This is a genomic window from Bifidobacterium tissieri (assembly GCF_002259645.1).
In the GTDB taxonomy this organism is placed as follows: Bacteria; Actinomycetota; Actinomycetes; order Actinomycetales; family Bifidobacteriaceae; genus Galliscardovia; species Galliscardovia tissieri.
Genome location: NZ_MWWV01000018.1, coordinates 25,505 through 42,309 on the forward strand (window position 1 = coordinate 25,505; position 16,805 = coordinate 42,309).

Annotated in this window: 13 protein-coding genes; 3 read left to right on the forward strand and 10 right to left on the reverse strand. The window is 61.5% G+C overall.

Features of this window, described 5'->3' with window-relative positions; genetic code table 11:
- The first annotated feature begins 13 nt into the window (after window positions 1–13).
- On the forward strand, window positions 14–2,713 hold the full coding sequence (gene acnA / locus BTIS_RS09950) for an aconitate hydratase AcnA (RefSeq protein ID WP_094665044.1): 2,700 nt from the start codon (window positions 14–16) through the stop codon (window positions 2,711–2,713).
- Between the two features lie 172 nt (window positions 2,714–2,885).
- Window positions 2,886–3,500 carry an isochorismatase family protein gene (locus BTIS_RS09955; RefSeq protein WP_094665046.1) on the forward strand — a complete coding sequence of 205 codons (615 nt, stop codon included), beginning with the start codon at window positions 2,886–2,888 and terminating at the stop codon, window positions 3,498–3,500.
- Window positions 3,501–4,201: 701 nt separating this feature from the next.
- Here BTIS_RS09955 and BTIS_RS09960 read toward each other — a convergent pair.
- Together BTIS_RS09960 and BTIS_RS09965 are read right to left on the reverse strand one after the other, a co-directional pair.
- The gene (locus BTIS_RS09960; protein WP_094665048.1) at window positions 4,202–5,167 is read right to left on the reverse strand and encodes a DMT family transporter; all 966 of its coding nucleotides are present in this window, start codon (window positions 5,165–5,167) and stop codon (window positions 4,202–4,204) included.
- Window positions 5,168–5,289: 122 nt separating this feature from the next.
- The gene (locus BTIS_RS09965; RefSeq protein ID WP_094665193.1) at window positions 5,290–5,994 is read right to left on the reverse strand and encodes a Bax inhibitor-1/YccA family protein; all 705 of its coding nucleotides are present in this window, start codon (window positions 5,992–5,994) and stop codon (window positions 5,290–5,292) included.
- A 485-nt stretch (window positions 5,995–6,479) separates the two neighbouring features.
- Between BTIS_RS09965 and BTIS_RS09970 the strand changes: the two genes are divergently transcribed.
- Window positions 6,480–7,298, forward strand: a complete 819-nt coding sequence (locus BTIS_RS09970) for an aldo/keto reductase (protein WP_094665050.1) — start codon at window positions 6,480–6,482, stop codon at window positions 7,296–7,298.
- 217 nt (window positions 7,299–7,515) lie between these two features.
- On the opposite strand, the gene BTIS_RS09975 is transcribed toward BTIS_RS09970, so the two are convergent.
- The 8 genes from BTIS_RS09975 to BTIS_RS10010 form a co-directional block, all read right to left on the reverse strand.
- A complete protein-coding gene (locus BTIS_RS09975) occupies window positions 7,516–8,214 on the reverse strand; it encodes a GTP pyrophosphokinase (RefSeq protein ID WP_094665052.1) in 699 nt (232 codons plus the stop codon).
- Window positions 8,215–8,343: 129 nt separating this feature from the next.
- Complete coding sequence (locus BTIS_RS09980) at window positions 8,344–9,711, reverse strand: MFS transporter (RefSeq protein ID WP_094665054.1); 1,368 nt, start codon at window positions 9,709–9,711, stop codon at window positions 8,344–8,346.
- Window positions 9,712–9,872: 161 nt separating this feature from the next.
- The gene (locus BTIS_RS09985; RefSeq protein ID WP_094665056.1) at window positions 9,873–10,826 is read right to left on the reverse strand and encodes a nucleoside hydrolase; all 954 of its coding nucleotides are present in this window, start codon (window positions 10,824–10,826) and stop codon (window positions 9,873–9,875) included.
- 62 nt (window positions 10,827–10,888) lie between these two features.
- Window positions 10,889–12,220, reverse strand: coding sequence for a NupC/NupG family nucleoside CNT transporter (locus tag BTIS_RS09990; protein ID WP_094665058.1), 1,332 nt, complete (start codon window positions 12,218–12,220; stop codon window positions 10,889–10,891).
- A gap of 165 nt (window positions 12,221–12,385) precedes the next feature.
- On the reverse strand, window positions 12,386–13,684 hold the full coding sequence (locus tag BTIS_RS09995) for a pyrimidine-nucleoside phosphorylase (RefSeq protein ID WP_094665060.1): 1,299 nt from the start codon (window positions 13,682–13,684) through the stop codon (window positions 12,386–12,388).
- 57 nt (window positions 13,685–13,741) lie between these two features.
- The gene (locus BTIS_RS10000) at window positions 13,742–14,701 is read right to left on the reverse strand and encodes a sugar-binding transcriptional regulator (protein WP_094665062.1); all 960 of its coding nucleotides are present in this window, start codon (window positions 14,699–14,701) and stop codon (window positions 13,742–13,744) included.
- A gap of 84 nt (window positions 14,702–14,785) precedes the next feature.
- Entirely contained in the window at window positions 14,786–15,499 is a 714-nt protein-coding gene (deoD, locus tag BTIS_RS10005) for a purine-nucleoside phosphorylase (RefSeq protein ID WP_094665063.1), read from the reverse strand.
- Between the two features lie 97 nt (window positions 15,500–15,596).
- A complete protein-coding gene (locus tag BTIS_RS10010) occupies window positions 15,597–16,796 on the reverse strand; it encodes a phosphopentomutase (protein WP_094665065.1) in 1,200 nt (399 codons plus the stop codon).
- Between the last annotated feature and the right edge of the window lie 9 nt (window positions 16,797–16,805).

Sequence of the window (16,805 nt, forward strand, 5' to 3'; positions counted from 1 at the left end):
TCACGGAGGCCGTATGTCCATCCATGACGATCAGCTCACCACGCTCAACGTGGCGGGCAAGGATTATGACTACTATGCCATCGCCAACCTGCCCGGCATCGACCACCTGCCCTACTCACTGAAGGTGCTGGTGGAGAATCTCGTGCGCAACATCGACGGCGCCAACATCACCGACGACCACGTCAAGGCGCTGCTCGACTGGGACCCCAACGCCGAACCCAGCCACGAGATCCAGTTCACCCCCTCCCGCGTGGTCATGCAGGACTTCACCGGTGTGCCGTGCATCGTCGACCTCGCCACCATGCGCGACGCCGTCAAGGATCTCGGCGGCGACCCCGAGGTCATCAACCCGCAGGTCCAGTCCGACATGGTCATCGACCACTCCGTCCAGATCGACAAGTACGCGCTCGCCGACGCCGTCGAACAGAACATGGACATCGAATACCAGCGCAACGGCGAACGCTACCAGTTCCTGCGCTGGGGACAGCAGGCCTTCCGCAACTTCCGCGTCGTACCGCCGGGAACCGGCATCATCCACCAGGTCAACATCGAATATCTGGCCAAGGTGATCATGACCCGCGCCGAGGAGAACGGCAACACGCTCGCCTACCTCGACTCCTGCGTGGGCACCGACTCGCACACCACCACCGAAAACGGCCTCGGCGTACTCGGCTGGGGCGTCGGCGGCATCGAAGCCGAGGCGGCCATGCTCGGCCAGCCGATCTCCATGCTCGTTCCGCGCGTCGTCGGCTTCAAGCTCACCGGCTCCATCCCCGAAGGGGTCACCGCCACCGACGTGGTGCTCACCATCACCGACATGCTCCGCCAGCACGGCGTGGTCGGCAAGTTCGTCGAATTCTACGGTGAGGGCATCGCCTCCGTCCCGCTCGCCAACCGTGCCACCATCGGCAACATGAGCCCCGAATTCGGTTCCACCTGCGGCATCTTCCCGATCGACGACGTCACGCTCGACTACCTGCGCCTCACCGGCCGCAGCGACGAGCAGGTCGCCCTCGTGGAAGCCTACGCCAAGGCCAACAAGCTGTGGGGCGACGCCTCCGACCCCGACTACGTGGAACCGCAGTACTCCGAATACATGGAACTCGACCTCGGCACCGTGGTCCCGTCCATCGCTGGCCCCAAGCGCCCGCAGGACCGCATCAAGCTCACCGAATCCAAGCAGACGTTCGAAGACACGCTGCCCGCCTACGAGACCGACAAGACCGTCAAGGAGCCCGTGGCCGTGTCCACCGACTTCCGCGGCGACTTCAACCTCGAAAACGGTGCCGTGGCCATCGCCTCCATCACCAGCTGCACCAACACATCCAACCCGAGCGTCATGATCGCCGCCGGCCTCATCGCCCGCAACGCGCACGCCAAGGGCCTCACCCCCAAGCCGTGGGTCAAGACCTCGCTCGCCCCGGGATCCCAGGTCGTGGCCGACTACCTCAAGGCCGCCGGCCTCCAGGACGACCTCGACGCCCTCGGCTACCAGCTCGTCGGCTTCGGATGCGCCACCTGCATCGGCAACTCCGGCCCGCTGCTACCCGAGATCAGCGAGGCGATCAACGCCAACGACATGACCGTCACCGCCGTGCTCTCTGGCAACCGCAACTTCGAAGGCCGCATCAGCCCCGACGTCAAGATGAACTATCTGGCATCCCCGCCGCTCGTCATCGCCTACGCGCTCGCAGGCAGCATGGACTTCGACTTCGAAACCCAGTCGCTCGGCACGGACAAGGACGGCAACGATGTGTACCTCAAGGACATTTGGCCCACCAACGCCGAGGTGGAGGCTGTGGTCAACGGCACCGTCAGCCGCGAGATGTTCCTCAAGGACTACGCCTCCGTGTTCGACGGCGACCACCGCTGGAAGGGCCTCGACGTGCCCGAAGGCGAACTGTTCGCCTGGGACCCGAAGTCCACGTACGTGCGCAAGCAGACGTTCTTCGACGGCATGAAGGCCACGCCGGATCCGGTCCAGGACATCCACGGTGCCCGTGTGCTTGCCCTGCTCGGTGACTCCGTGACCACCGACCACATCTCCCCGGCTGGCGCGTTCAAGGCGTCCAGCCCCGCCGGCAAGTACCTGACCGAGCGTGGCGTGGAGCCGAAGAACTTCAACTCGTACGGTTCCCGTCGAGGCAACCACGAGGTGATGGTGCGCGGCACGTTCGGCAACATCCGTCTGCGCAACCAGCTACTCGCCTCCACCGGCAACGAGGTGACGCCCGGCGGCTTCACCTACGATTTCACCACCGGCAAGCCGTCCACCATCTTCGACGCCTCGCTCAACTACAAGGCCGCAGGCACCCCGCTGGTCGTGCTCGCCGGCAAGGAGTACGGCACCGGATCCTCGCGTGACTGGGCCGCCAAGGGCACGCTCATGCTGGGCGTGAAGGCCGTGATCACCGAGAGCTTCGAGCGCATCCACCGCTCCAACCTGATCGGCATGGGTGTGCTGCCGTTGCAGTTCCCGGCCGGCGAATCATACACGTCGCTCGGCCTGGACGGCACGGAGACGTACGACATCGACGGCATCGAGGAGCTCAACAACGGTGTGACGCCGAGCACGGTGAAGGTCACCGCCACCAAGGCCGACGGCTCCACCGTGAGCTTCGACGCCGTGGTGCGCATCGACACCCCCGGCGAGGCCGACTACTTCCGCAACGGCGGCATCCTCCAGTACGTGCTGCGCAACCTGATGAAGTAGTACGCTCAACGCCATGCCGATAACGGCTGGAATCGGCTGATGCCAGCCAGTGCCGCTGCCGTGACCTCGTGATGACGTGGTCACGGCAGCGGCATATTCATGCGGTTGCGGCAGAATGGAATGAAGCCGTGCACACGGCCATCATCAACGGCATGAAGCAGGGGAGTCAATTATGAGCAGGGCATTGATCATTGTCGACGTGCAGCCCACGTTCTGCGAGGGAGGTGAACTCGGCGTGGACGGCGGCAACGCCGTGGCGGAGCGCATCGCCGACTACGTGCGTGCGCATCGCGACGACTACGCGTTCATCGCCACCACTCAGGATTGGCACATCGTGCCGGGGCGGCATTTCTCCGAGCAGCCCGATTTCGTGGACACGTGGCCGCCGCACGGTGTGGCGGGTACGGTTAACGCGCAGTTGCATCCCGCCATCGCCGCGCTGAATGTGGACCATCATTTCAAGAAGGGGCAGTACTCTGCCTCCTACTCCGGGTTCGAAGGCATTGAGGACAACAGCGACCGTCAGCAGTCGCGCGCCGAAGTGCGCATCGCCACGGAGGAGGGGCATACATTGGTCAACGCACTGCGCAAGGCGGGGATCGACGATGTGGACATGGTCGGTATCGCAGAATCGCACTGCGTCAAGGAGACCGCGTTGGATGCGGTGAAATTCGGGTTCCATGTGCGCGTGTTCACGGATCTCACCGTTCCCGTGAGCGAGGAACTTGGCGAACTGGCCCGTAAGCAGATGGCCGATGCCGGCGTTGTACTGGAACCGTCGCGCTGACATGTCGTCACGGCATCAAACACGACGCTGATGTGAGATGTGGTTGCCGTCGTGACGATCAGCCGCGTCGCGGACATGATGGGTGGCGAACGATTTCGGTGATTACGGATCGATGGCGATCCAGGCGCCGACGAAATCGCAGTGCAAGCGATTGCCTACCAGGTGGAAGGGTGTATGTTTCGGGGGATGTGAGCGTGCACGCAACGACGCGACACGCTGAAACTGTTCATTATCTCACGTTTTCGATACGCGAGCTGTACCTGGAGGGGGGATTGGTCTATGCTCGAATCAAGAAGGGCAATGAACGGCGCATGGCAGCGTATTCATCATCTTCAGAGAGAAGCTCATCAATGAGAGAAACCACAGGAACAAGGGGGTCCTTGATATGACAAGCAAACAGTGTGCCGTAGTCGGTTGCGATCGACAGGCCGAATCCAACGGGATGTGCGAGATGCACTTTACGCGCGCGCTCATCTATGGTCAGGTGAGGACCCCGCAGCACAAGACCGTGCTCGCTGCCACAACGAAAGTACGTTGTGCCATCTGATTGTTCGGATATCGTCCGTGAATCAGTGCATCGAAAGATGGAATGACGAAGGGGCGGATGGCGGGTGAACGACGTTGACGTCGTCCGCTCACCATCCGCCCCTTCATCGTCTTGACGAAAGACTCAGTGAATCACCACTACGGAATCATGGCCATCATAATGATTTGCCGGAACGATCGGCTTTGCGTTCCAGCAGACGCTTCGGCAACGACACCGGCATCTGCGCCAGCAGGGTGCCGATGAAGATCAGCGCACAACCCCAGTAGGAGCGGGCGGTCATCACCTCGCCAAGAATGACAGCCCCTCCCAGTGCGGAGAACAACGATTCCAACGACATGATCAACGATGCCTGCGTTGGCGGCACCCACTGCTGGCCCACCACCTGCAACGTGTAGGCGATGCCGACGGAACCGATGCCGGCGTACACGATAGGCATCCAGCCGGCCGCCGCGCCAGCCCAATCGATCGATCCATCGAATGCGGCTCCCACCCAACTGAGTACGGCCGACGTGACGAACTGGCAGAACGACAGCCAGATGGGATCCACCGAGGACCCGAACATATCGATGATCAGAATATGCGCCGCAAACAGCACGGCACAGCTGAACAGTATGAGATCGGCTCCGCTGACGGACCCGAATCCGTCGGTGATGCAGAGCAGGTAGAAGCCGATCACCGCGATGATCACGCTCAATATGGTGACCACCGTGACACGACGTCGAAGAAACACCCACGCCAGCAGCGGCACGATCACGATGTACAACGCCGTGATGAACCCGGCCCGTCCGGCCTCGCGCCCCCACAGCACGCCATACTGCTGCATCGTGCTCGCAGTGAACAGCACCAGACCGCAGATGCCGCCGATCAGTAGCGTGCGCTTCCAAGTGGCAGAGACAGTGGTAGAGTTCCGTGAGTTTCGGGAACCCCGAGACGAGCCGCCGGAGTCCGAGGCAGGAGCGTGCTTCCGACGCACGGTCAGCAGCAGAATCGGTATCAGCGACGCCGCTCCCAGTGTGAATCGTGTGGCATTGAAGAACAGAGGGGACACGGAGTCCATGCCCTGCACCTGAGCCACGAATGCCAATCCCCAGATCAGGGCCGTCAACAGTAGGCAGAACATGCCACCCAATTCTTTTCTCATCACGTCGCACAACCTACCGAGGTCAGATAACGAAAAAGCCGGTCGTCTCGCATAACGAAACGACCGGTCTTCACCGTCGCGGGTGCGATATCGGCGGGCGACTACTCGCGCGAACCGAGCAACTGCAGCAGATTGACGAAGAAATTGATGAAGTCGAGATACAGGTTCAGCGCGCACAGGATCGACACGCGCTTGATCATCGTCGCATCATTCGCATACTGCTGGAACAGCGCTCGCGTGGCCTGCGCGTCATACGCTGTCAGACCGGCGAAGATCACTAGCGCGATCGCGGAGATGATCATCGTCGTGGTCTGACCGGGCATGACGAACATCATGATCAGTTCGGCCACGATCAGCACGATCAGCGCCACCATGAGAATCGGACCGGCCTTGAGCAGATCGGCTTTCGTGGTCAGCGCCACCATCGTCAGGCACAGGAAGAATCCGGCGGTCATCGCCAGTACCAGCACGATGCTGCCCAGCGAGTAGACGGCGAAGATCGAGCTCAGAGTGAATCCCATCAGCGCCGCATACACGTAGAACAGCACGCGTGCGACGGCGGGGTTCATCGTCATCACCTTCCAGCCGAGCACCACGGCAAGCGCCACCTGGGCGATGACTAGGCCGATCCATCCGATCGAACCGAACGCCATAAGAAACGCGTACAACATGCCGGTGGTCTGGGTGAGCAGCGCCACTACGGCGGTAACCAGCAGGCCGGCGGTCATCTCGCCGTATGCCTTGGCCGTGGAAACGCGTGTGGCCTTCAGATAGTTCTCCTGCGTGTAGATGGCCTGTGCATCCATCACCGGCTGGCCATAGGCGGCCCCTGCGTAACCGTTCTGCGCGTATTGAGGCTGACCGTACTGCGGTTGCGTGTATTGAGGTTGCGTGTACTGGGGCTGTGACTGCTGCGCGTACTGGGGCTGTGCATACTGCGGCTGCTGATAACCCTGCTGACCGTAAGGCTGCTGATACTGCTGCTGTCCATACGGATTCTGCCCATACGGGCTCTGCGCATTATTGGAATTGAATTGATTTCGGGGCTGGCCATTATCACCAAATGCCATGATCGCTCCTTCTGTTCATCATCACGGCCAGTTTACGGGGGGCACCTGAGGAATCCCTGAACACGATTACGCTGAGAACGATACCAAACGGACGTGGGCGGTGTGGCATACCGACGGCACCCACGCGCTCCAATAGGATGGGAATCGGGCTGAACACCCAACGTCATCGCATGATCGCACGGTTTCGGTGCGATCGATCAACGATCGATCAAGGAGGATTCATGGAATTCATCACGCTCAACAACGATGTGACCATTCCGCAGCTGGGACTTGGTGTCTTCCAGACACCGGAAGGCGAACAGACCGAAAACGCCGTACGCTGGGCGCTCGCCAACGGCTACCGCCATATTGACACCGCCAAGGTCTACGGCAACGAGGAATCGGTGGGCAAGGGCATCGCCGAATCCGGCGTGGATCGCAAGGACATCTTCCTGACCACCAAACTGTGGAATGAGGACATCCGCCAGCATCGCGCCAAGGCTGCCTTCGAGGAAAGCCTCAGGCGACTCGGCACCGACTATGTCGACCTCTACCTGATCCACTGGCCCGCCGATGGTTGGCAGGATGCGTGGAAGGACATGATCGACCTGTACCACGACGGCCATATCCGCGCCATCGGCGTGAGCAACTTCCAGATTCATCACCTTGAGGACCTGTTCAAGATCAGCGACGTGGTTCCCGCCGCCAACCAGATCGAATCCTCACCCGATTTCCCCAACAATGAGGTCATCGCCTATTGCAAGGAGCATGGCATCGCCGTCGAGGCATGGAGCCCGCTTGGCGGTACTGGCGGCAAGCTGCTGTCAAGCCCGGCGCTCGCCGAGATCGGCGCCAAATATGGCAAGTCGGCGGCCCAGGTGGTCATCCGATGGCATCTGCAGCGTGGCGTGGTGGTGATCCCCAAGTCCGTGCACGAGGAGCGTATCTGCCAGAACATCGACGTGTTCGACTTCACGCTCACCGATGCGGATATGGCCGCGATCGAAGCGGCCGGCAGCGGTCACCGCAACGGTTCCAGCCCCGACGATTTCGACTTCTAATCGATCTCAATCGCCCTCATTGGGTGGTGAAGTCGGTGGTGTACGCGTGTGGCATCAAGGCGCGGACGGTGAAGGCGTACGAACGGTACGTCGGGCCGTTCCTGACTTGGTGAAGTCGGTGGTGCACGCGTGTGGCATCAAGGCGCGGACGGTGAAGGCGTACGAACGGTACGTCGAACCGTCCGCAACGCCGATGACACTCCGTGCACCACCGACTTCACCCGATTTCCTGGTGGATTTGTTGCATCCTATCCTCAATATCGGCAAGTTGCCGTGCGCATTCCCTGAGTGTTTCGAAGTGCCGTTCCTTTGCCGCGTCCTCGATGCTGTTCTTGTAGCGGAGACGATGTTCGAGGCTCGCCCAGTAGTCCATGGCGCTGGTACGGAACTGGACTTCCACGGGTGTGGGGTGAGGGCCGTCGGAGAGGAACACCGGAACCTGGTAGATCACGTGGAGACTGCGGTAGCCGTTGGGCTTGGGATTGCGAATGTAGTCCTTGATGCGGATCACTTCGATATCGGACTGTTCGGACAGCGTGTTCGCCACGGCATACACGTCGGTCACGTAGTTGCAGATCACGCGGATGCCGGCGATGTCGTACAGATTCTGGCGGATCGATTCGACAGACAGCGGTAGATTGCGTTTGCGGAGCTTGCCGATGGTCGAGTCGATGCTTTTGAGCCGGCATTCCATGTGGTGGATCGGATTGTGCTTGTTGCGCAGCTGGAACTCGTCGTCGAGATTTTCCAGCTTGGTGCCGATCTCGCGCATGGCACCGGAATAGATCTGTTCAAGTTCGGCGTATGCCAGAATCTGTGAGCCTTGGAATACGTCGACGCCGATGTTGGTGGAGATCTGCTCTATCTTGGAACGGATCTCGGGAACGTTGAATCGTTGTTTGCGTTCGAGCATCATGGGAACTGTTCTCCTTGCTAGGGCCGAAGGGAGTTTAGCAAACGTTCCGGAGAGTTTGCTGAAAGATCCGTTTCGGCCCAAGCTGGCGATACCGGACATGTACGAACGGCTGGCGGTTTCGGTTGACGGTTACTTCCGGTTGGCGATCGACCTGCGGAAGACCAGGAACCAAGCGACACCGAACGCCATGATCGCCGCGTAGACGAGCAGCAGGTTGGAGGCGTTCGCCGCCGCGCCGGTGGCTCCGATCAGACTGCCGGATGCGAACGGTTGCATGACGATCGGGCCACCGAACACGGCGATGCCGATGGCACCGGCTCCCTGCATGGCCAGATCGTTGAGTCCCACGCCGCGGCCGGACTGCTCATGGGTGAGCGTGCCGAGCACCGTATCCACAGTGGGGGAGTACAGCATGGCCATGCCTCCGTAGAACAGGCACATTGTTAGCGCCACGGCGATAGGACCGAGTCCGAGGCAGAACGCACTGCCGAGCATGCCGAGTCCCATGAGCGAGCCGCCGGTGAGGATGGAGCGCTCGCGGCCGATCGCCTTGGCGATCCTGCCGGAGCAGGTGCCGGAGATCGTGGCGAGGATCAGGGCAGGCAGCAGCATCAGCGAGATCTGCGAGCTGGTCATGCCGTAGACCTCGGAGCCGAAGGCGTTGACGAGCGGGGTGACCGAGAAGTTGATGAAGTAGAAGATCACGATCAGCATCACCGACTTGATCCAACGGGCGTTGCGGAAGAAGTCCGGTGTGATGAACGGGTCCTTGGCCTTGGTGATGTATATGGCGAACGCCACGAAGAACGCCAGCGACACCACGATCATCCACCATTGCATCATGGAGAAGAACAGGGTGAGCAGCAGCACCGCCACGCCGAAGATCGCGAATCCGGGAACGTCCACATTGCCGTGGCCGCTGTGGGAATCGGGAAGATCCTTGATCAACGGCACGAGGACGAGCAGGGAGATCAGCGGGATGAGGAACAGGTACGCCCAGTCGATGGAGACGAACAGGCCTCCGGACAGCACGCCGATGGCCGTGGCCAGCTGATAGTCGGCGGTGAACAGTCCGAAGTACAGCAGTTTCTCCTCCGGCTTCAGATACTTCGCCACGATGACCAGGTACACGGATCCGGCGGCCTGGAATCCGATGGTTTGGATGATGCGGAATGCGATCACCAATGGAAGATTGCCGTGCAGCAGGAATCCCAGAACGGATCCGGCGCAAAGCAGTGTCACGCCGAACAGGGTGATGCGTTTCAGTGACAGGAAGTCGCCGAGCGATCCATAGATGAAGCAGACGATGCCCAGCACCACTCCGGGGATGGCGGTGATCAGCGAGGCCTGGTCGGGTGCGCCCAGATCGGAGCCGATGTGTTGAAACACCAGATTGAACGCTTGCAGGCATACGGTGCCAAGCAGGTAGATGACCAGCAGGGGGATGAGGGTTCGGCGGGCTTTCGCCGCCGTGGTGTTGCTGTCATGGGTGGTCATGGGACGGTCCTTAATCGTTGGGTTTCCTCGAAGCGATGATTCGGTGTTATGCGGGGAGTCGGAGGGCCGTGGGTCGCAATCCACGGACAATGATGCCCCGCGTCTTCGACAGGAGAGCGGGGCATCGGAATGGTCGCCGACGATTCATCGGCAACTGGGCATCACGCCTTGGCGAGGTTGGTGATGCGGGTCATGAACTCGTTCAGGAAGCGGGGCACGTCGACGCCCACCGCAACCTGCATGGTCTTGACCGGATCGTTGAGGCGATCGTTGTCGCCGATGGTGCGTCCACGGGTGGGACCATCCACGTCGACCTTCATGTTGATCTTCAGCGTATCCACCAGGGTCGGGTCCACGGCCACGCCCACGGCGAGTGGATCGTGCAGTCCGCATCCGCCGAGCTTCGGGGCGGTGGTCTCGTAGGCCTTGATGTAGAAGTCGGTCATATCGGCGAGGAAACGACCTGCTGGGGTGCCCAGTTCACGCCACGTGGCGGTCTCCTTGTATGTGAGCAGCGTCTGCAGCGTCACGTCGAGGCCGACCATCGTCACCGGCGCGCCGGAGCGGAACAGCTCATCGGCGGCGTCCGGATCCTGCGAGATGTTTGCCTCCTGCCACGGGTCGACGTTGCCGCATACGGTCAGCGCGCCACCCATGAGCACGATCTTGCCGATCTCGTCTTTGATCTCCGGGGCCTTGGCCAGTGCGGCGGCGATGTTGGTCATCGGGCCGGTGGGCACGTAGACCAGATCCTTGCCGTAGGTCTTGACCGCGTCGATGATGAAGTCGACGGCGGAACCGGACTCGGGGGTACGATCCGAGTCGGGGATGTCCACGTCGCCGATGCCGTTCTGTCCGTGGATGAACGCGGACACGGGAAGCACCTCAAAGGAATCCTTGTGGCTGGCATGCGACAGGCCGGCGTAGACCGGGACCTCGGGATGTCCGAACAGATCGGTCACGGCCAGGGCGTTGCGCACGCTCTGCTCCACGAGCACGTTGCCGTATGTGCCGGTGATGCCGATGAGCTCCACTTCGGGGCTGCCCAGGGCGTAGGCGATGGCGAGCGTGTCGTCGATGCCGGTGTCGAGGTCAAGGATCATCTTCTTGCTCATATTGCGCTCCTTACCATAACGGTGCGGCGGTCTGGAGACCGCCGCGAATCATTGGTTGGTGATTACCAGACGAACAGGCCGACCATGGCGGCGGACAGCAGGGAGACCAGGATGCCGGAGAGCAGCATGCGGCCGACCTGCTTGGAGATGGCGTCGTTCTTCTCCTTGTCCACGATGCCCTTGAAGCAGCCGATGACCATGCCCAGCGTGGAGAAGTTGGCGAAGGAGGTGATGAACACCGTGAGCACGGCCTTGTAGTGGGCCGCGTAGGAGGCGACCTCGCCGGTGATCTGGCCCATGACGACGAACTCGTTGGTCACGAGCTTGAGGCCCATGAGCTGTGAGAACTCCCAGGCGGTGCCCGGGTCGAGGCCCAGCAGCCAGGCGGGCACGTACATGACCACGCCGAGGATGGATTCGAGCGACAGCTTGTCCCAGATCATGCCTAGGAAGGCGTCGATCAGACCGGCCAGCGCCACGAAGGCGATCACGTTGGCGGTGATGATGAGGATCAGCTTGCCGGCACCCAGGATCGAGTCGCCCAGGAAGGAGAAGAACGGCTCCTTCTTCGGGGCTGCCGGGTCGTGCTTGTAGATCTTCTTGTACCAGGGCAGGGCGTTGTACTCGGCCACGGCCTTGTCCTTTGCCTGCTGCTCGGCTTCGGTCAGCTCCGGAACGTCGTCCTCGGAAGCGGGGTCGCCCAGCGTGTAGATGACGTCTTCGTCCTTGGTGACGGTGACCGGGTAGAGCATGTGGCTGACGATCAGGGCGTTGATGCAGTTCAGCGGGATGGCGGTGATCACGAACTCACCGGGGACCATCTGGATGTAGGAGCCGATGATGGCGGCGGTCACGCAGCTCATCGACATCATGGCCAGCGTCACGTTACGGCCGGCCTTCATGCGCTGCAGCTGGATCTTGGAGACGGCCAGTGCCTCGGTGTTGCCGAGGAACATCATCTCGACGGCGTAGAAGGTTTCGAACTTCGGACGACGGGTGATGAAGCTCAGGCCACGGCCGATCCACTTGATGATCCATGGCAGGAATCCGATGTAGGTGAGGATGTCGAACAGCGGCACGATGAGCAGGATCGGCAGCAGGGCGCTGACGATGAAGTTCACCGGAGCGGGGTCGGTGCCGGTGGGGCCCACCCAGTTGGCCACGGCGAAGTTGATGCCCTTGTACGAGATGTTGACGATCCAGGCGAATCCGTCGGCGGCTGCCTTGACGGCGTCACGTCCCCACTGGAAGCTGGTGAGCAGCCAGGTGATGGCGAGGTTCAGCACCACCATGCAGCCGACGGACTTCCAATCGATGCCTTTGCGGTCGTGGGAGAACACCCACCCCAGGGCCAGGAAGACCAGCAGGCCCAGAATATTGACGGCTAGATACATGTTTTCCTTCTTTCCTTATGCCGGGAGACGGCCGATTCCACGGTCTTAGTGGATGACGGAATGCGCCGGGCCGTTCTCTCTCTCCGGAACGGTTTCCAGCGTACTCTAGAAGTGTTCCGGTTATTGGATATCCGATATGCCTTGATTATGTCTTGATTGCATGCCTCAGACGATGACCTGATGGATCAGCGTAATGGGTTCGGCATGGTCACCGATGACGATGTTGTCGAGGATCAGGCGTTTGACGTTCTCGACATCCTCTCGGTTGGCATGGATGGTCAGCAGGCGATCGCCGGCCTTCACCGTGTCACCCACCTTGCGATCCAGTGTCAGCCCCACCGCATAGTCGAGCTTGTCGTCCTTGGTGGCGCGTCCGCCGCCGAGCATCATGGACGCCACGCCCATCTCGTCGGCGCGCATCGAGGCGATCACGCCGTCCGATTCGGCGGACACCGGAATGTGGTATTTCGCCTGCGGCATGATCGTCGGATCGTCGACCACCCGACCGTCGCCGCCCTGCGCCTCGATCATCATGCGGAAGCGTTCCAGTGCCTTGCCGTTGGCGATATTCTCCTCGAGCATGGCGCGTGCTTCCTCCAGAGATTCAGCCTTGCCGGCCATCACGGTCATCTGGCTGCCGATGGTGAGCACGATGTCGAGCAGATCATCCGGCCCCTCGCCCTTGAGCAGGGCGATCGATTCCTCGATCTCCAGGGCGTTGCCGATGGCGCGGCCAAGCGGCTGGTTCATATCGGAGATCACGGCCATGGCGTTCATGCCCACACCCTTGCCGATGTTCACCAACGCGTGGGCGAGCGCCACGGCATCTTCCTCGCGCTTCATGAACGCGCCGGATCCGGTTTTGACGTCCATGACCAGCGCATCGGTGCCGCTGGCGATCTTCTTGCTCATGATCGAGCCGGCGATCAGCGGGATCGAGTCGACGGTGTCGGTCACGTCGCGCAACGCGTAGATCTTCTTGTCGGCCGGGGCGATGTTGCCGGTGGCTCCGGCGATGATGCATCCCACTTCGCGCAGCTGGCGCTTGAACGCCTCCTCCTCGATCTCCACGGTGTACCCGGGGATTGCCTCGAGCTTGTCAAGGGTGCCGCCCGTGTGGCCCAGACCACGGCCGGAGATCATCGGCACGATGATGCCCAGCGACGCGACCAGCGGGGCGAGCGGAATGCTCACCTTGTCTCCCACGCCGCCGGTGGAGTGCTTGTCCACCTTGACGCCGGGAATGTCGGACAGGTCGAGCCGGTCGCCCGAGTGCAGCATGTCCATGGTCAGGTTGCGGGTCTCCTCGTCGCTCATGCCGTTGAACCAGATGGCCATAAGCAGGGCGCTCGCCTGATAGTCGGGGATGTCGCCGGCGGTGTAGCCGTCGACGAAGAATTTGATCTGTTCGGCGGTCAGTGCGCCGCCGTTGCGTTTGGCGTCAATGACGTCGACCATACGCATGATGTGACTCCTTTGTCGTGATGTGGTCTGTCGTGATGTGGTCTTGTGGTTGTCTGACTAACGTTTCGCCATCGGCTGATCCAGCAGTTCAGCGGCGCTGACCTGATCGATCACCAGTGTGTTGGCGTATCCGGCGACCAGTGCGCCGTGCGTGGCCGGCACCTTGGACGGGGATGCGACCACGAGGATGGAATGCGGTTTGGCTCTGAGATCGTCGAGATCGATGCCCACGGTTCTGCGGTTGATGTCCTCGTCCGCGGGATTGCCGTGCGTGTCGATGAATCGTGAGATCACGTCGCCCACCGCGACCTCCTGAAGGCGGTGCTGCTCCTCCCCGGTCAGGTAGCCGAGGCGGAACAACAGGGCGGAGTCGCGTACGGTTCCCACGGTGAACACGGCGATGTTCGCCCGTCGGCCCATGTCGATGATGCGCCGGATGTAGGTCTCACGCTCCACGAGTTCCTTGGTCTGGATGTGCTCGAAGATCACGGGAAGCGGCAGGTACTGCGGCAGCGTATGGAATGCGTTCGCGAACGCGTTGGCGCTTTCGAAGCCGTAGTTGTTGCTTTCCGTGTTCGATACGGAGCCCTTGATCTGCACCACGCTCACGCGACGTACGTCCTTCGGTGCCAGATGGCTGCCGATGCTGTAGAGCGTGCGCCCCCATCCGATGCCGATGACGTCGTCGTCACGGACGATGCCTTCGAGGTACAGCGCCGCGGCCTGGGCCACGGTGTCGAGCTGGTCCTTGGGCGCCACCCCCTGAATCGGCACGACGATCACCTTGTGCAGCCCGTATCGTTGCTGGATGCCGTCGGCCATTTCGGTCGCGTCGGTCATGGGATCGGAGATTTCGATGCGGACCAGTCCCATGTCCCTGGCGTACTGCAGCAGCCGCGAGACGGTGGGGCGGGAGATGGACATGATCTTGGCGATCTCGTTCTGGCTGTAATCCTGCTGGTAGTACAGCTTTGCGACCCTGAGGCTGTCGGCGTTCTTCCGCGCCTTGGTGTCCATCTTCCGTCCCTCCTTCGTCGTGGTTGTCGGTGGTCATGCGGTATGTCGCAGACGCTTCTATGACCGTTTCCGGTCTCGCGTGGGCTACTTGCCGGCGATCGCGGTTTCCAGCGCGATCGTGATCATGTCGTTGAACGTCTTCTCGCGTTCCTCGCTGGTCGTCTTGCCTTCGCCGAAGATCAGATCGGAGACGGTGAGGATCGACAGCGCGCGGAAGCCGAGCTTGGCTCCGAGCAGGTAGAGTCCGGCGGATTCCATCTCGGTGCCGAGCACGCCATAGTCGGCCAGCTTCTTCATGTCGAGTTCGTCGTTGTAGAAGCGGTCGGCGGCGAAGATGTCGCCCACCTTCACGTTGACGCCCTGCTCCTTGGCCACATGGTAGGCGGTGTCGAGCAGCTCGAAGTTGGCCAGCGGTGCATAGTGCACGCCATGGCCGAACGTGTTGGTCACCACGGCGGAGTCGGTGGTCGAGCCGGATGCGAGCAGCACGTCGCGCAGCTTCACGTCCGGGGCCATGCCGCCGCAGGATCCGACGCGGATGATGGTCTTCACGCCGTAGATGGTGGCGAGCTCGTTGGTGTAGATCGACAGCGAGGGGATGCCCATGCCGCTGGCCTGGACGGATACCCTGTGGCCCTTGTAGGTGCCGGTGAATCCGAGGCAGTTGCGTACGCCGTTGACCTGGACGACGTCCTTGAGGAAGGTCTCGGCGATGTACTTGGCGCGGAGCGGATCTCCGGGCATGAGCACGACGTCGGCGTAATCGCCCGGTTCTGCTTCGATGTGGGGAGTGGCCATGATGATGGTCCTTTCTTGTTTGCTACGGGTTCCTGTTGATGATGACCGGATTCGGGTCGGTCCGAATCCGGGTTATGGATCGGGATTGCGGTTCGGATCAGCTGATCTGTTCGAGGAAGCTGGTGCCTTCGCCGTTGCCTTCGACGCCGAAGTTGTCGAGGATGGTGGCTCCCATGTCGGATGCGGTGTCGCGGATGCCAAGCGAGGTTCCGGGGTTCGGCATGCCGGGGGAGTAGGCGAGGATCGGCACGTATTCGCGGGTGTGGTCGGTTCCCTTGTAGGTGGGGTCGTTGCCGTGGTCCGCGGTGATGAGCAGCAGATCGTCGTCGTGCATGTTGTCCATCACGTGGCCGAGCCGCTCGTCGAACGCCATCAGCGCTTCGCCATCGCCCTGGGCGTTGCGGCGGTGTCCGTACATGGCGTCGAAGTCGACCAGGTTGGTGAAGCACAGTCCGGTGAAGTCCGAGGCCATGGCCTCGTCCACATGGTCCATGCCGTCCATGTTGCTCTTGTTGCGCCATCCCTTGGTGATGCCGTGTCCGGAGAAGATGTCGTTGGTCTTGCCCACGGCGAGCACGTCGTATCCGGCCTTGTTGAGGAAGTCCAGCACGGTCGGCTTGATCGGCTCGAGTCCATAGTCGTGACGGTTCGACGTGCGGGTGAAGTGGTCCTTGTCCGGTCCGACGTACGGGCGGGCGATCACGCGTCCCATGACGATTTCGGGGCCGTTGATGAGAGTACGTGCATATTCGCAGATGCGGTACAGTTCGTCGACCGGGATCACGTCCTCATGCGCTGCGATCTGCAGCACGGAGTCGCCCGAGGTGTACAGGATCAGATCGCCGGTGGCCATCTGATGCTCGCCGTAGTCGTGGATCACCTCCGTGCCGGAATACGGCTTGTTGACGATGACCTTGCGTCCGGAGAACCGTTCGAGATCGTCGACGATGTGCTGCGGGAATCCGTCGGGGAATGTCGCCATCTCGAATCGCACGGGAAGACACATCATTTCCCAGTGACCGTCGAGTGAGTCGTTGCCATGGGAGGTGATGGTCATCTTGCCGAAGCAGCCTTCCGCCGGCTCGGCGGGCGGCACGCCCATGATCGGATCGTCGGCGCGGATGTTGCCCAGACCGATGCGGGCGAGATTGGGCAGATGCAGTTTTCCATCGAAGAACTTGCCGATGTGGCCGAGGGTGTCGGCTCCGACGTCGTCGAAGCGGGCGGCATCGGGAGCCTCGCCGATGCCGATGGAGTCGAGTGCGATCGTGAGCACACGTTTGTAGGTGTATGACATTCGTCGTCC

Bases quoted from the DNA above. Each gene is read 5' to 3' on its own strand.
- acnA (WP_094665044.1), top strand. From the start codon at position 14: ATGTCCATCCATGACGATCAGCTCACCACGCTCAACGTGGCGGGCAAG.
- BTIS_RS09955 (WP_094665046.1), top strand. From the start codon at position 2,886: ATGAGCAGGGCATTGATCATTGTCGACGTGCAGCCCACGTTCTGCGAG.
- BTIS_RS09960 (WP_094665048.1), bottom strand. From the start codon at position 5,167: ATGTTCTGCCTACTGTTGACGGCCCTGATCTGGGGATTGGCATTCGTG.
- BTIS_RS09965 (WP_094665193.1), bottom strand. From the start codon at position 5,994: ATGGATGCACAGGCCATCTACACGCAGGAGAACTATCTGAAGGCCACA.
- BTIS_RS09970 (WP_094665050.1), top strand. From the start codon at position 6,480: ATGGAATTCATCACGCTCAACAACGATGTGACCATTCCGCAGCTGGGA.
- BTIS_RS09975 (WP_094665052.1), bottom strand. From the start codon at position 8,214: ATGATGCTCGAACGCAAACAACGATTCAACGTTCCCGAGATCCGTTCC.
- BTIS_RS09980 (WP_094665054.1), bottom strand. From the start codon at position 9,711: ATGACCACCCATGACAGCAACACCACGGCGGCGAAAGCCCGCCGAACC.
- BTIS_RS09985 (WP_094665056.1), bottom strand. From the start codon at position 10,826: ATGAGCAAGAAGATGATCCTTGACCTCGACACCGGCATCGACGACACG.
- BTIS_RS09990 (WP_094665058.1), bottom strand. From the start codon at position 12,220: ATGTATCTAGCCGTCAATATTCTGGGCCTGCTGGTCTTCCTGGCCCTG.
- BTIS_RS09995 (WP_094665060.1), bottom strand. From the start codon at position 13,684: ATGCGTATGGTCGACGTCATTGACGCCAAACGCAACGGCGGCGCACTG.
- BTIS_RS10000 (WP_094665062.1), bottom strand. From the start codon at position 14,701: ATGGACACCAAGGCGCGGAAGAACGCCGACAGCCTCAGGGTCGCAAAG.
- deoD (WP_094665063.1), bottom strand. From the start codon at position 15,499: ATGGCCACTCCCCACATCGAAGCAGAACCGGGCGATTACGCCGACGTC.
- BTIS_RS10010 (WP_094665065.1), bottom strand. From the start codon at position 16,796: ATGTCATACACCTACAAACGTGTGCTCACGATCGCACTCGACTCCATC.